Below are 13,246 nucleotides of genomic sequence, written 5' to 3' on the forward strand. Positions count from 1 at the left end.
AGAGAAACTAGCGTTGCTAGTTTCTCTCCCACCCTTTTCATGATTATCATTATTGTATTATTTTTTGGACGGGTATACTACGCAATAATTGTTAAAAGTCAGGGATGCTTTTAGGCTGACAAGATAATATTTTTAACCTCTAATTCCTTTTAATTTGCGTTCTCTCATATCGCTTTTAGTCTAAACTCCAGAATGATAGCAATCGCATTGATATATGGAATTTGGAGACAGGCGAACTAATGCGTACCCTCAAAGCACATTCTCAGCCTGTTCTGTCCATTGCAATTAGTCCAGATGGAGAAACTTTAGTTAGTGGTGATAACAACAGCATAATTAAAGTTTGGAGTTTGCCTACAGGAGAGGAAAAATTTACCATAAATGCACAATCAGGTAGTATTCTTTGTGTTGCTATCAGTCCAGATGGACAGAATCTAATCAGTAGTTGTGGGGATGGCACTATCAAAGTATGGGATTTAAAAACAGGACAGGGAAAAGCTATCTGCAACAGACATGCAGGTGTGGTTCGTTCTGTTGATATTAGCCCTGATGGGCAAACTCTGGTTAGCGGTAGTGTAGACGGGACTATTAAAATATGGGGATTGCCATCAGGTCAGGAAAAAGTGCGATCGCACTTCTGTAATTAAAAATAATTACCCCATAGAGAGCGTATTTATGAAATTAGGCGATTGTAGCGATCGCACTCAATAATTCCATCATATAAATAAAAAGTAAAAGCACGATGTCAAAAAATTCCAATCGCCCAACAGTTTATGATGCTGTCCTTGGTGGTCAAGAAAAAGCGCCTCCTGGTGCTGTAGTATTAGGAGGACTAGAAGGTGTTAAAAGACGGTTGGCAAATCCGGTAGTTGAACAAAGAATCGCTGCACTAGAAGAAGCACTCAAGTATGGCGAAGCAGGTTTGGAATTAGTAATTTGGGCGTTGGACGATAAATTATGGAAAGTACGCCAAGCAGCTTATTCACTACTAGCTTCTCGACCAGAACCTATAGTACAAGAAATACTTCAGGAGTATGGTAATAAAATTGACAGATATGATGCTTTCGTGGCGATGGCGCGTGCTGGCGGAGTGTCCGATGTCGATACGCTGATGGATAATCTAGAATATGACCGCAATAGCGCCACCTACAAGTTAGTTGACTTTACACTGGGCTTAGTTGATACTTCTCAAGGTCAAGACCGAATTCGACATTACCTGTTCAATGGCACCCAGCTACAACGTAATTATGCAGCACTTTACTTTAAACGAAAAGGTGCAAAAGATATTTTAATTGAAGCAGTGCAGCAGGGCTGTATTGACAGAGTGCAAGCATTTTCTAAATAAAACAGCAATGTCAGAAAATCCCAATCAACCAAGAGAATATGATGCAGTACTTGGCGGACAAGTACCACCTCCAAAAGATGGTGTGGTTTTAGGAGGTATTGAAGGTGTTAAACGACGGTTGATCAGCGCTACATCCCTAGAACAACAAATTATCGCCGTTGAAGAAGCCCTAAAGTATGGCCAAGCTGGTACAAAATTGGTGTTTCAGATTGTAAATACTGAATCGGAAAAGTTGGAATTTACAGTATCGTCACTGCTGGGAGAACAAGCATTAGCAAAAGTACAGTTTCATCTACACAGTGATATACCATTAATCTCTGCGGTTGATGTAAACTACAGTCGTTTGCAAAATTTGCTTGCTTCCAGAAAGTGGAAAGATGCAGACCAAGAGACTGCTAGTATAATGCTGCGCGTATGCGATCGCAAACCACAAGGATTTTTAGACCCATCAGACGTTGAAAAATTCCCTTGTGAAGATTTAAACACGATTGAAACTCTCTGGCAAAAATATAGCAATGGACGCTTTGGCTTTGTTGTACAGACGGATATCTGGCAAATTGTTGGCTGTACATCCAATCCTGACTGGGAAGCGTGGTGTCGCTTTGGTAAAGGTGTGGGATGGTTTTCTCAAGGTGCTTGGCGGTATTGGAATGACTTGACATTCGATTTGAGTGCTAACGTAGGACATCTACCCCGTGGCGGTGCATTTATAGGTTGGGGGTTAGGTGACTTTTGGACAGGTTGCAGAACCCTGTCTGCGCTTGCAGAGAAATTAGCAAACTGCAAAATAGCCTAAATTTGGGAACACTGGTATTAGCAACAGGTAAAAAGCGATGTCAGATAATACCAATCAACCCAGAGAATATGATGCTGTGCTTGGCGGAAAAAATCCTCCGCCAGTCGATGGTGTAGTTTTAGGCGGATTGTCAGGCGCAAAACGAAGTTTCGCTAACAGTGATGAAAATTACCGCGTTTTAGCGCTTTCGCAACTCATTAACTATAGACAAGAAGGCTGGGATTTAGTAATTCAGGCTTTAAAAGACCCATCACAACGGGTACAGCTAGCAGCATATAAATTATTGCGGGATATCTCAGAATTAAAAATAAAACAGGCAATTTTAGAATTTAATCCCTATCGGTTTTTTGAGTGTGTTTATACAATTGAACTTAATCAGTATTATGATGCAGCGATCGCCATTCATCCCGATGGCAAAACCCTAGTCTGTTGCGATGCTAGCGACACTTCTGATGAAGAATCTCAAAGAAATAGCAGTATTATTGGTGGGACTTCTCTAGATTTTAAAAAGTGGGATTTGAAGACAGGAAAAAGCCTTCGCACCATCAATAAAACCTTTGGTACCAGAATGAAGCACTACCCAGAACATTTAACTTTCAGTTCCGATGCTCAAACGTTGGCGATAGTTGGTTTTCAGCATGACAAGACCATTATAACTGAAATTTGGAATCTCAATACTGAGCAATTAAGTCATCTTATTAGCGGACAACCGTTGGGGGACTCTAGAATTAGAACGCGTAATACTATTACCGCTACTACTCTTAGTTCTGATGGCAAAATATTAGCTAGCGGTAATGAAGCTGGTCATATTATCGTCTGGGATTTAGAAAATAAACAAAATATTGACATTACCAAAGGACATTTACAACGTATAACTTCTGTCGCTATTAATGCAGATACAAACATCCTCGCAAGCGCTAGTTATGATAAACCTATAAAAATCTGGGATTTTAGAACTGGAAGTGAAATTTACACATTGGTAGGAGAGGATACTTTTGACTATCATTCTAATCGTGTATTGCTGGCAATTAGTCCGAATGGAAGAACTTTAATAACTAGCGACCATCATATGCCAAAACTCATCAGAATATGGGACTTGAGAACTGGTAAAGAAATTCATAAATTATTTAGTAATACCGATCCATTGAGATGTTTTACTTTGAGTGCAGATGGAAAAATCTTTGTTAGTTGTGGCGGTGATATTAATATCTGGAATTTGCAGACACAAGAATTACTTGCTAAACTTCCTGATGCCACAAGGGTTACTATTAGTCCAGATGGACAGACTATTGTCAGTTACGTTGGGAAATTCATTCAAGTATGGCGAGTTCCATAGAATCAAGGATAGGTGCGATTCCAAATAAGTGCGATCGCATTTCCTGAATTGGGAATACTGGTATTAGAGTGGAGGAAGAAAATTATGCCAGAAAATCCTAATCAACCGGGAGAATATGATGCTGTAATTGGTGGACAAACACCACCTCCAGTTTCCGGTGTAGTTCTAGGCGGAATCGAAGGCGTTAAGCGTCGTCTTTTAAGTAATAATTTAGAAGTAAAAATGGCTGCACTCACTGAAGCTATCAACTATGGGGATGCAGGCTTAGAGTTAGTCATTCAAAGTTTACAGAATGAATCAGTGCAGTTAAAAGCGGTAGCATATAAGTTATTACATAAAAGAAAAGAAGCTGGTATTGAACAGGTTATTGCAGCTTTAAATCCATACCATTATAAATTTTTTGAATGTTTAACAACTTTAAGCGGACATACATCAGATGTATTGGGCATAGCATTTAGTCCTAATGGAAAAACTATTGCTACTGGAAGCTGTAATAATGACGTCAAATTATGGAATATTCAAACAAGCCAATTAATTTGTACATTCGACGAAATATTAACTCCTTACTCACTTGCATTCAGCCCAGATGGAGGAACTTTGTATGGGAGTAATTGGAATGAAATAAAAATTTGGGATTTACAAAATAAGCAAGAAATTCGTACTCTGAAAGGAGATTTTAATGCTGTTCAGTCCCTTGTTGTTACTCCTGATGGAACTCTAATTAGTAGTAGCCAAGATAACAATATTTGTGTTTGGGAACACCCTCTTTCAGGAAAATACTATAATTTGGAGCAACATTATTGTCACGTTTTGGAATTCAATATTGTTAATCTTGCACTTAGTATTGATGGGAGAGTTTTAAGTATTGGCAGTGCTGTTGATAGGGCGATAAAAATTTGGAATTGGAAGCAAAGACAACAAATTGCCACTTTAGCGAACGAAACATTGGATTCAAATTATGAGCTACCAGTACTCTCTTGTGTTGCTATTAGTCCAGATGGAAAAATTGTTATTGGTGGTGGAGAAAATCAAGTTGATGTTTGGGATATAGGAAAAAAAGAGAAAATTTATACAATTACCCTGGAAGCAAATAATAGTATTCGCTCAATATCTGTTAGTAAGGATAGTAAAACTTTCTTTGGTGCTTTAAATCGCACTATTAGAATTTGGAATTTACTTACAGGCGAAGCAATTCACGATTTAGAAGGACATTCAGCTAGTGTTACTTGCATAGCTGTTAGTCCTGATGGAAAAACTATAGTTAGTGGAAGCCATTATGGAACTATCAAAATTTGGAGTATACCAGACTAATACTAATTCGTAATTCATAATTCGTAATTAGGACTTTTGCAAGAGGTTAAATATTTAGGCTGGGCATCTTTCCCAGCCCAAGCACTTATTTACACCCAACGCCCTACAACTACTCGCACAGTTCCATCTGCTAATACTTCTTCATCCTCCACATTAAAACCTTGTTCTTGCACTGTTGCCATCAAGGTTTTATGAGCATATTTTTGGCTGATGGAGTTAACAAACTGCTGTTGATTAATTTTTGCTCCCCAAAAGTCTGCAACTATTTCGTAATTTTCACCACTGCGGCGAAAACCTAAATCATAACCATTCTTCTGGCGAATCACATACTCAGCTTGAGTCGTATCGCCTTGATATCCGCGTACATTCGTGTTGCATTCAACTTGATAGTTTAATTCTTGCAAAACTTCATGCAGAATTTCACCGTGTTTGATTTGGACTTTGATAGTTGTGAAATGAGACATAATACCAATTTTGGATTTTAGATTTGGGATTTTGGATTAAATAACGAGGCGTAGGAAACACGTATTTTTTCTATTTTAATCGACTTCTAAAGGGCCTATTCCTTGTTCGGTTGAATATTGCTTTAATTCTTCTACCAACAGCACATCATTAGAGGCGGTTCTGGCACCGGCTTGTGCTGCCCATTGCTTTAATGCTTCAATTTGTTCATGTGCGATCGCAGCTAGTGGCACTGTCTGCGCTACAGCCTGTAAAATATCCTCTGTATTAAAGTCTCGGCGCTGTCCCTCAACTCTTGTGGAAAACGCTTGGTGCATGGCATCAACGATTACCTGCTCAATTTCCGCACCGCTAAAATTGAGACTTTGTTTGGCTAACAAAGCTAAGTTAAATTCTCGCAGCCGATTCGGGCGTAACCGTTGCAAATGCACCTTAAAAATCTCTTGGCGTTCGGCTTCTGTAGGTAGATTCAAAAAGAAAATTTCATCAAATCTTCCTTTTCGCAACAACTCGGCTGGTAATATTTTCACATTATTTGCCGTGGCGACAATAAACACACTCGCGGTTTTCTCCTGCATCCAGGTAATCAAACTGCCAAATACGCGGCGCGATGTCCCCGAATCCCCATCAATGCTACTGGTAATATTGCCAAAGGCTTTATCGATTTCATCAATCCACAAAACGCACGGTGCCATTGCTTCAGTTAGCTGAATCATTTGACGCACGCGGCTTTCACTTTCGCCGACAATCCCACCAAATAAACGCCCAGAATCTAATCTTAATAACGGTAAGCGCCATTCATGGGCAATTGTCTTGGCTGAAAGAGATTTACCTGTTCCCTGAATGCCCACAAGTAACATCCCTTTGGGGTTAGGAATACCGTAGCGTCTGGCTTCTTCGGTAAAAGCATCTTGGCGCATTAGTACCCACTGTTTGAGTTGATCTAATCCACCAACTCGTTTGAGTGATTCTTGGGGTGTGAAAAATTCTAAAATCCCAGTTTGGCGGATTGCTTGCTTTTTTTCTTCCAATACGCCGTCAATGTCAGACTCATTTACCTGCTGTTTAGCAGCTAAAGCTTTTGCCAACACTCTCGAAATTCGGGTGCGACTTAAACCTTGACAGGCTTTAACTAACTGTTCTCGCGCCAAGCCAGAAACATTTAATTTATCTGGTACTACCAACTGTTGAATTAAATTATCTATTTCGCTAACGCTAGGTAAGGGAAAATCCACTACTGTCACTTCTTGCAGTAACTCGTCGGGAAGTTCTAAAGTATGGCTGGTGGTGATGATAATTTTACGCGATCGCTTTAACTCCCGCGTCAAGTTTCGCAACTCCCGCACAATTGGGGCATTTTTCTCCATAGTCGGATTTTTCACAAATGGATGCAAATCCCGCAGTACAAACATTGCAGGTGTTTGGGCATCGGCTTTGCCAATTCGCCCTAACGCCGCCATCACCGAACCTTTATCTGCACCATTGTCACTCCAACCCCGGACAATATCCCAAAATAAAAGCTGTCGTTTGGGCACAGAACGCAATGCAACTTGCTGCAACACTTCTTCCACAGGTTCTTCTTCAACGGAAATCACATACAGTAAGGGATACCTTGCCCGAATCATCAAATCAAGTTGCTCTACTAAGGAGGCGTATTGCTGATTCTCGCTGTTATGAGTTGCATCTCCTTTTCCATATTGATGAAAATTGCTCATTTCTCTTGAAAATGGGTATAAGGGTATAGGAAGAAGAGTTTTTAGCATTGCTGATTTGAAGTATGAAATTCCCAAATCAAGTGTTTAAAACTCTTATCTTTGCGCTTTTGCGCCATTTCAAATGTTATGTTTATTTCTGCCGTGCTGTACTAGTAATTATTTAGTCTTAATTAATACTATATTCTTTCCAAGAATACTAGTATAAATTCATCAAAAAAATATAAAAATTAAGGACTTCCAGTAATCAACAGTCTGTACCAACGTAAAAAGGCTGGCGATCGCCAAAGAAGCAATCCCAGCTATCTGCATCTTTGCATCTTCTGAGGTTTTATTTGGTTTTGTTCATTTTTAGCCAGTTGTAGAGTGGGAACTGAACTCCATTGAGCGCTGTATCAATATGTAGAGCGTTTCTACAGCACTCACGCTTACAACTGGCGTAGTATGGGACACCAGTTGCGGAAAGTTTTGTCCTATCCTTCGTACAACTTCTTCACTGTCCCGTTGCGTTGCTAAATCCATTGAAACTGGAACCCAAAGACATTGGATGCCAAATTGCCAAAATTGTTCAGGGCATTCTCCCATATTCCAACTCCAGAAGCTTCAACAGCTTTTCTTCCACAACGGTAAGATAAGGACGGCTCAACTTCCCCAAAGACTGCAACAGACTTTTGACTGTCTCCAAAGAGCAAATCTGAATACACCCGATTAATGCGATAAGCCTAACGGCATGGCTTCGCTTACCGCCGATTAGCTACATCTGCTGACATCCAGACTCCAGGTAATTCAGTGGCTTCAGGTAGTCAATCCATACAAAAAACAAAAGATTAGCTAATAGTATTTATGTAACACACTATAACCACATAATACCTTTATGCGAATTGAACCATACGAAGATAGCCAACTTGATACCATCAAAAGTCTTTCACTTCGGGCATGGAGTCCAGTCTTTGATTCGATTCAAAAAGCGATGGATATTGAGGTTTACCATTCATTCTACCCTGATGGTTGGCGTGTAAGCCAGCTTAATGCTGTCGAGTCCGTCTGTACTACAGCAGACATGAAGGTGTGGGTTGCCATCGACTCTGATTCAACCGTGGGCTTTGTAGCCGTGAAACTCGATTCAGAGAGTAGTATGGGAGAAATCTACATGATTGCTGTTGATCCAGATTATCAACGTCTTGGCATTGGAGCCGCTCTGGTCGAGTTCGCTCTTAATCAGATGAAAGCTGCTGGTATGTCCATTGCTATGGTCGAGACTGGAGGTGATCCTGGTCATGCACCAGCACGTTGTACTTATGAAAAGCTGGGTTTCGGGTTGCTACCAATTGCCAGGTACTTTAAAAAACTGTAAAACGCATTGAGACAGGATATTTGTAAAAACCTGTATTTCGAGTCTCACTAATGCTTGATTTCTCATTACCGAACAAGGCTTTTTAGTCAAAATTTTATTTTGTAGAATCACTTACAGCATTGTGGCATTGCTTCTTTGTTGCATTAATCTCTAATTTCCGACTCCAAGACAGTCAGCACTTTCTCTTCCAGTCCAGTCAAATAAGCCCGATTCAGCTTCCCCAACGACTCCAGAAACTTCTGCACCGACTCCTCCAGCCCACTCGAATATACCTGATTGATGCGATCGCAAATCACCCGCATCTGCTCACACTCGGCAGGCAGGTAATTATAAGATTTGAGGTGCTGCAAACCAACCGTGTACTCGCCATCCCACATTCTCACAGTGCAACTGAACTCATTTGCTTGGCTGACAATCGCCCAGCACCCAGCTTTGCCTCTAAGTTCGGGGTTGTCCTTTGCAAGGATTTGGCACACTTCACCTATCTGGTAGGTATTGGGTACTTTCGTGCGTTTCATGATCCTTTGCACCACATCTTTCACAATCCTACCAGTCGGCACTTTCCCACCAGCAAGTTCTACTGCTCTTAGCCACACTTCTTGCTGTTCCTGGGGTTCAAGCTTTGTCATGGGTCGCACTTGGCGCTCACTCGTGGGCAGAATTTGTGATCCATTGGTTGTCAAATTCTCATTTGCCACATTTTGACAACCAATGGTTGTCAAATTTTCGTAAACACCAGCTGCTGCAATCAAGTAATTTGACTGTTGCCGACTATGCCCAAAGCGATCGCGGCAGTATTCCTCAAATGTTTTATGCGTGGAGCGATAAAGCCGTCTGTCCCTCAATTCTGTCAGTGCTTTGCCCGCCTCAAAAAACGCCCGTTCCACCTTCCGCTCCAGGTGCAGGCGATCGCGCTGTTCTTCCTCTGTCAACTCTGGAACTTCAACAGCAGTAACCGTAATTGTTGCTGTAGCAGGATCTACTTGCTGGGAGATATCCTCATTTGTAGAGCTAGCTGGTGGTTCCGAGCCACTGGATGCGCCAGAGGTGGCTTTTTTGCGTTTACGAGGTGGTTTGTTCATGTTTCCACCTCTTTTAGTTCAATGGCATTTGCTCAAAGTGTGATAGTTAGTTGCGATAATCTCTCCCAAAGTACTCACCAACAAAACCTGTGGATTGACAGTAGCATGATTAAATATCACAATCTTCCTCCAGGTTTACACCGAAGGAAACTCCCAAAACTTCTTCGATTTTGCGAAGGTTTTCAATTGAAAGCGCCCCTTTAAGAGTTTCCTTTTCGATGTCATACCAGTAAGTGCGCGACAAACCAACTTCATCACATATTTGCTCTAGAGACTTACTCGAATCTAATCGAGCTTGCTTAATCCGCTCTCCTAGCCCCTCAATTTCAATTTCCTTGACTTGTCTTATTCGCATTTTTGCACTAATCACACTACCACCTCCTTAGAGTAAAGCGTTAACTATTAGTTTTACTATACACTACTAACTACTAGTTGACACACTATAAACTAATAGTGTACTATGAAGATGTAGAGAAAGCGCCCCCGACTACCAATCTAGAGCGCTTCTCTAATCCTAATTTCAAGGAGTTTAACAATCATGACATATCCGACATATAGCCAACAACAGCTGCAACTGAAATCTATTGCGCGGCTCAAGCAAATCTACAGCGAAATCGGCTGCACAGTCGAAGTAAGCGACAAACGCTGCAAGGATGCCTGGATTTCCGCCATTGTTAACTATCAGGCAAGCAAGGTTCAGAAACTCGCCCCCACTGCCCCCGACAACCAAGCCCTCGCCCAAGCCGAACTCGACAACTACATCGCCGACCAAGCCCAAACCGTAGCTCCCGAACCCCTCAGAATAGTCGAAATCTCGTTTGACCATCACGAATATTACGCTGATGACAAACTGGTAGCCAGCATCAGCCATGACGACAACCACTTAACGCAACGCTGGGTAGTGATGGTTAACGAGAAAGAAGTATTTCGTGCCAACACTCTAATGCGTTGCGATCGCTTTATCTGCACTCACTACAAAGACGGTTCATTACCTGTGCAGGAAAAAGCAGAGGTGCAGGGAAGCAGGGGTGCAGACGGGAAAAACTTACAACAGCTTTCTCCTCTGCCCCTCTGCACCTCTGCCCCCATGCCTTCCTCTTCTACCGAAAACCGAATCATGGCGCATATCTTCAACGAGTGCCAGAATTATGGGTTTGAAATTCTCGATGATGGCATTTACAACAACAAGGGCGTGAAACTGGGGCAAGTCGGATGCACTGACGGGAACTGGTGGGTGAAGAGGCGTTATTCAGTCCAGCAGCAGTATTCTAACTCGGTGCTTGATGCTGTGCGATCGCTGTCGATGGTGGACGTGTCTACTGATAGTAAATCCATTTTTGATGAATATTTTTTAGAGCAACCGTTAGAACAGCTAACTCGCGATAAATTACAACGGCTGCTGGAGAGAGCGGAGTTAGTCACAGCGTAATTCAGTAGTCAGAATCCAGGAGTCAGGAGTCAGTAAAGAAACAAAGAGCAGGGTGCAGAAGTTAATAAAATCTGCCTTCCTCCTCTTCTTCCCACCTCTTCCCGAAATTCTGACTTCTGAATTCTGACTCCTGAATTCTTCTCTCATTTTCCCTTTATTCACCTATTCACATCTATGCAACCTACAATCTCAATCCCCCAACACTGGGGCTACCCACGCTTTGCTTTGGATCGGCGTACACAACAAGGTTTGATTCTAGGACTTTACCACTACCCATCAGGCACAGAATTGGCTGAACAATTCGGTGATGGCTGGCGTGAGAGTGGCTGCAATTTCAGGATGTTGACCGCCCAAGTCTACTTCATATTAGCAAGATTAATGAACTGGTGAAAACAATTAAAAAACGCATTGCCGCTCTTGATGTTGAAGCGATTAACTACCTATTAGGAAGACGAGCATGATTGACAACATTAACGCACTTCAAACAAGTTGGTATCTTTCTCCACCTTGGCGTGGAACAATTCCACCCATTGCAGTTAATTTACTGGAGAGAGTTTTTCTCCGCACAACAAGAACGTTCGGTTACTGCTGCGGTATCCAATGGAAACACGAATGTTGGATTTATTCAATTGATTGCGGTAAAGAAATACTCCACGCCACACAAAACCAAATCATCGGGACTGGAGAGTTAGAAGTCATCACTGTGCAAAAACCTGTTTTTGTTTTGGGCGAACGAGTGATCCTCTGCTCTCACGACAAAGGAACAAAGCAACGGCTGGTTTTGGGGATTGCACTGGTGCATGATTCTTGGTTTTACCTTGTTGAATTGATGTCACCAACGTTAATTAATACACCAACTATATCGAATCGTTTCTCATTAGTTGGTGAAAAAAGTTTAGTGCGGGTAAATGTTTAATTCTCTTTAATCACACAACTAAAGTTATGTCACAAATTGAAATCGTCGAAATCATCGAACAAATAAAACAAGAGATTCAGGTCAACGCTAATGGTCAGGGTAAAGCCAGTGTTCGGGCAGCAGCAAGACTGGCTGGAGTTGATGAAAAAGCAATTCGTAGCTCTTTAGATAGTGCGGAACTGAAGCCTTCAAGATTAGCTATAATCCTTGCAGAGCATGGTTTTCATCCTGCGGAACTCCGAGAATGGAAAACCAACGGTATCCCCGATATTGCGATCGCTATTATCTTAGACTACTACGCTCACGAAGCAGGGCGATACTGTACTAAACAAGCCAGATTAGTTTGCAAAGCATTTAATACCATTGGCGTTAGAGCATGGATTCAAGACATTTTAGGATGGGTGAAACCGCCAACTGTTCAACAGCCACAATCGCCAATAGAAATCATTCTTCAAAATGCACAGAATCTAGTTGCAATTGCCCAACAACTTTTTGAGCAAGACTGCCGTCAGCGCGAACTAGAGCAAGCTATTCTTGCCCAACAAAATCTCAATCAACAACTACAACACCGTCTCAAAGCGGTTGAAGTTGAACAGGACAGGGTAAACACTCCATGCGGACATAAATATAGTATTGTTGGTTTCGCTAATCTTCAAGGTTTAGAAATATCGGTAAAAGAAGCGGGTACTAAAGGTAGAAAAGCAAGTGCATTGTGTCGGAAACAAGGAATAGAAATCGAACGCATTCATGATCCACGTTTTGGAAAAGTTGGTTTATATCCAGAAAGTGTGTTGATTGAGGTTTTTTCTACTGGTCAAAACTAACAGCAATTGTTTTCCCTATACATTTTTAGCTGGAGAAAAGTATCATGCAACAACTCAATTTGTTTCAGGAATCAACCCCAGTTTTACCCATCACTTATTACCCCGATTTCTTAAGTCAAGAACTTGCAAACGAATTCTACCAACACTGCTTGAAACTGGAGTGGCAGCAGAACCAAATCAGAATTGCGGGTAAAACAATGCCCGTCCCCCGCCTCGAATGTATTTACGGTGATGCTGGATGTGATTATCTTTATTCCAACAGCGTGTTTTTGAAGCCCCTAACTTGGACAGACAATCTGGCTAACTTGCGTGATCGCATCACGGCTTTGACTAGCTACAAATTCCGCATTGTTATCGGAAATCAGTATCGCAGTGGACAGGACAGTATCGGCTGGCATTCCGACAATGAACCATCGATGGGATTTAACCCAGCGATCGCTTCCATAAGCCTGGGGTCATGTCGCAAATTCCAAATCAAACCGAGAAATGGCAAACCGACAGATTTCTGGCTGGAACACGGCAGCTTACTCGTGATGCACCCAGGCTGTCAGTCTACGCATCTGCACCAAATTCCGAAAACCAACAAAGTGGTTAGCACCCGAATCAATCTCACCTTCCGACCACATACCGGAGGTGGGAGATCATTCTGACAAGGCCAGTGATCATGTAAAATGACAGTTTC

General features: G+C 41.8%; 16 protein-coding genes. 11 read left to right on the top strand and 5 right to left on the bottom strand.

Translation table 11 applies throughout. From position 1 onward, the window contains the following. Window positions 1-239: 239 nt before the first annotated feature. The 5 genes from ABF638_RS01315 (at window position 240) to ABF638_RS01335 (ending at window position 4,785) form a co-directional block, all read left to right on the top strand. Window positions 240-644 carry a WD40 repeat domain-containing protein gene (locus tag ABF638_RS01315; RefSeq protein ID WP_435019569.1) on the top strand — a complete coding sequence of 135 codons (405 nt, stop codon included), beginning with the start codon at window positions 240-242 and terminating at the stop codon, window positions 642-644. Between the two features lie 95 nt (window positions 645-739). Continuing rightward, window positions 740-1,342 (top strand): hypothetical protein, encoded by a 603-nt coding sequence (locus ABF638_RS01320; protein ID WP_435019571.1) that lies wholly within the window; start codon window positions 740-742, stop codon window positions 1,340-1,342. Window positions 1,343-1,349: 7 nt separating this feature from the next. Beyond that, on the top strand, window positions 1,350-2,138 hold the full coding sequence (locus ABF638_RS01325; protein ID WP_435019573.1) for a GUN4 domain-containing protein: 789 nt from the start codon (window positions 1,350-1,352) through the stop codon (window positions 2,136-2,138). Between the two features lie 37 nt (window positions 2,139-2,175). Continuing rightward, a complete protein-coding gene (locus ABF638_RS01330; protein ID WP_435019575.1) occupies window positions 2,176-3,474 on the top strand; it encodes a WD40 repeat domain-containing protein in 1,299 nt (432 codons plus the stop codon). 84 nt (window positions 3,475-3,558) lie between these two features. Next, window positions 3,559-4,785 (top strand): WD40 repeat domain-containing protein, encoded by a 1,227-nt coding sequence (locus ABF638_RS01335; RefSeq protein WP_435019577.1) that lies wholly within the window; start codon window positions 3,559-3,561, stop codon window positions 4,783-4,785. A gap of 89 nt (window positions 4,786-4,874) precedes the next feature. On the opposite strand, the gene ABF638_RS01340 is transcribed toward ABF638_RS01335, so the two are convergent. From ABF638_RS01340 to ABF638_RS01350, 3 genes are all read right to left on the bottom strand, one after another. After that, a complete protein-coding gene (locus ABF638_RS01340; RefSeq protein ID WP_094333579.1) occupies window positions 4,875-5,249 on the bottom strand; it encodes a DUF1257 domain-containing protein in 375 nt (124 codons plus the stop codon). Window positions 5,250-5,324: 75 nt separating this feature from the next. Further along, window positions 5,325-6,872, bottom strand: coding sequence for an AAA family ATPase (locus ABF638_RS01345; RefSeq protein WP_435019767.1), 1,548 nt, complete (start codon window positions 6,870-6,872; stop codon window positions 5,325-5,327). 438 nt (window positions 6,873-7,310) lie between these two features. Then, on the bottom strand, window positions 7,311-7,544 hold the full coding sequence (locus tag ABF638_RS01350) for a hypothetical protein (RefSeq protein ID WP_435019579.1): 234 nt from the start codon (window positions 7,542-7,544) through the stop codon (window positions 7,311-7,313). A gap of 289 nt (window positions 7,545-7,833) precedes the next feature. Here ABF638_RS01350 and ABF638_RS01355 point away from each other — a divergent pair, with 289 nt between their 5' ends. Further along, on the top strand, window positions 7,834-8,313 hold the full coding sequence (locus ABF638_RS01355) for a GNAT family N-acetyltransferase (RefSeq protein ID WP_435019581.1): 480 nt from the start codon (window positions 7,834-7,836) through the stop codon (window positions 8,311-8,313). A 143-nt stretch (window positions 8,314-8,456) separates the two neighbouring features. Here the strand turns inward: ABF638_RS01355 and ABF638_RS01360 are convergent, their stop codons facing one another. Further along, the gene (locus ABF638_RS01360) at window positions 8,457-9,395 is read right to left on the bottom strand and encodes a hypothetical protein (RefSeq protein WP_435019583.1); all 939 of its coding nucleotides are present in this window, start codon (window positions 9,393-9,395) and stop codon (window positions 8,457-8,459) included. A 109-nt stretch (window positions 9,396-9,504) separates the two neighbouring features. Continuing rightward, window positions 9,505-9,750 (bottom strand): helix-turn-helix domain-containing protein, encoded by a 246-nt coding sequence (locus tag ABF638_RS01365; RefSeq protein ID WP_435019769.1) that lies wholly within the window; start codon window positions 9,748-9,750, stop codon window positions 9,505-9,507. A 183-nt stretch (window positions 9,751-9,933) separates the two neighbouring features. On the opposite strand from ABF638_RS01365, the gene ABF638_RS01370 reads away from it, so the two are divergent. From ABF638_RS01370 to ABF638_RS01390, 5 genes are all read left to right on the top strand, one after another. Beyond that, entirely contained in the window at window positions 9,934-10,824 is an 891-nt protein-coding gene (locus tag ABF638_RS01370; protein WP_435019585.1) for a hypothetical protein, read from the top strand. A 174-nt stretch (window positions 10,825-10,998) separates the two neighbouring features. Further along, complete coding sequence (locus ABF638_RS01375) at window positions 10,999-11,214, top strand: hypothetical protein (RefSeq protein ID WP_435019587.1); 216 nt, start codon at window positions 10,999-11,001, stop codon at window positions 11,212-11,214. Between the two features lie 67 nt (window positions 11,215-11,281). Further along, a complete protein-coding gene (locus tag ABF638_RS01380) occupies window positions 11,282-11,740 on the top strand; it encodes a DUF1392 domain-containing protein (protein WP_435019589.1) in 459 nt (152 codons plus the stop codon). 26 nt (window positions 11,741-11,766) lie between these two features. Then, window positions 11,767-12,564 (top strand): hypothetical protein, encoded by a 798-nt coding sequence (locus tag ABF638_RS01385; protein WP_435019591.1) that lies wholly within the window; start codon window positions 11,767-11,769, stop codon window positions 12,562-12,564. Between the two features lie 44 nt (window positions 12,565-12,608). Next, a complete protein-coding gene (locus tag ABF638_RS01390) occupies window positions 12,609-13,214 on the top strand; it encodes an alpha-ketoglutarate-dependent dioxygenase AlkB family protein (protein WP_435019593.1) in 606 nt (201 codons plus the stop codon). The last annotated feature ends 32 nt before the right edge of the window (window positions 13,215-13,246 follow it).

The organism is Nostoc sp. CALU 1950 (assembly GCF_051172895.1).
Lineage (GTDB): Bacteria > Cyanobacteriota > Cyanobacteriia > Cyanobacteriales > Nostocaceae > Nostoc > Nostoc edaphicum_A.

Bases quoted from the DNA above. Each gene is read 5' to 3' on its own strand.
- ABF638_RS01315 (WP_435019569.1), top strand. From the start codon at position 240: ATGCGTACCCTCAAAGCACATTCTCAGCCTGTTCTGTCCATTGCAATT.
- ABF638_RS01320 (WP_435019571.1), top strand. From the start codon at position 740: ATGTCAAAAAATTCCAATCGCCCAACAGTTTATGATGCTGTCCTTGGT.
- ABF638_RS01325 (WP_435019573.1), top strand. From the start codon at position 1,350: ATGTCAGAAAATCCCAATCAACCAAGAGAATATGATGCAGTACTTGGC.
- ABF638_RS01330 (WP_435019575.1), top strand. From the start codon at position 2,176: ATGTCAGATAATACCAATCAACCCAGAGAATATGATGCTGTGCTTGGC.
- ABF638_RS01335 (WP_435019577.1), top strand. From the start codon at position 3,559: ATGCCAGAAAATCCTAATCAACCGGGAGAATATGATGCTGTAATTGGT.
- ABF638_RS01340 (WP_094333579.1), bottom strand. From the start codon at position 5,249: ATGTCTCATTTCACAACTATCAAAGTCCAAATCAAACACGGTGAAATT.
- ABF638_RS01345 (WP_435019767.1), bottom strand. From the start codon at position 6,872: ATGATTCGGGCAAGGTATCCCTTACTGTATGTGATTTCCGTTGAAGAA.
- ABF638_RS01350 (WP_435019579.1), bottom strand. From the start codon at position 7,544: ATGGGAGAATGCCCTGAACAATTTTGGCAATTTGGCATCCAATGTCTT.
- ABF638_RS01355 (WP_435019581.1), top strand. From the start codon at position 7,834: ATGCGAATTGAACCATACGAAGATAGCCAACTTGATACCATCAAAAGT.
- ABF638_RS01360 (WP_435019583.1), bottom strand. From the start codon at position 9,395: ATGAACAAACCACCTCGTAAACGCAAAAAAGCCACCTCTGGCGCATCC.
- ABF638_RS01365 (WP_435019769.1), bottom strand. From the start codon at position 9,750: ATGCGAATAAGACAAGTCAAGGAAATTGAAATTGAGGGGCTAGGAGAG.
- ABF638_RS01370 (WP_435019585.1), top strand. From the start codon at position 9,934: ATGACATATCCGACATATAGCCAACAACAGCTGCAACTGAAATCTATT.
- ABF638_RS01375 (WP_435019587.1), top strand. From the start codon at position 10,999: ATGCAACCTACAATCTCAATCCCCCAACACTGGGGCTACCCACGCTTT.
- ABF638_RS01380 (WP_435019589.1), top strand. From the start codon at position 11,282: ATGATTGACAACATTAACGCACTTCAAACAAGTTGGTATCTTTCTCCA.
- ABF638_RS01385 (WP_435019591.1), top strand. From the start codon at position 11,767: ATGTCACAAATTGAAATCGTCGAAATCATCGAACAAATAAAACAAGAG.
- ABF638_RS01390 (WP_435019593.1), top strand. From the start codon at position 12,609: ATGCAACAACTCAATTTGTTTCAGGAATCAACCCCAGTTTTACCCATC.